1 pseudogene is annotated in these 453 nt (G+C 65.6%); it reads right to left on the bottom strand.

The features are described 5' to 3' along the window. Window positions 1–453, bottom strand: a pseudogene (locus tag AX750_RS13175) (thiosulfohydrolase SoxB); the annotation flags it as partial.

Genomic DNA, 453 nt, shown 5'->3' with positions numbered 1-453 from the left:
TGATGTCGAGGCCCTTGACCCGCGAGGCGAGCTTCTTGTCGACGTCGAAGCCGTTATGGGAGAGCAGCACGACCACGGCAGCGCCCTCGCCCCGCGCTTCGTCGACCTGCTTTTGAATCTCCTCCTCGCGGATGCCAAACTCCCAGTCCGGGAACATCCAGCGCGGATTGGCGATAGCCGTGCGCGGCAGTGCCTGGCCGATCACCGCGACCTTGACGCCGCCCTTCTCGAAGACCTTACGCGGCGGGAAGACCGGCTCGTTCCATTCCCGGTCCCTGATGTTCTGAGCGAGGAAGGCGAAGGGCGCGCTCTCGGCGATTTCCTTGACGCGCTCGGCGCCGAGCGTGAACTCCCAGTGCCCAACCATGGCGTCGGTCTTCAGGGCCGACATGACGTCCACCATGTCCTGCCCCTTGGTCTGGAGCGAGGACCAGCTGCCCTGCCAGGTGTCGC

This window comes from Methylobacterium sp. CCH7-A2 (assembly GCF_001557075.1).
GTDB classification, from domain to species: domain Bacteria; phylum Pseudomonadota; class Alphaproteobacteria; order Rhizobiales; family Beijerinckiaceae; genus Allobosea; species Allobosea massiliensis.
This window is presented reverse-complemented; position numbering and strand designations above follow the sequence as displayed.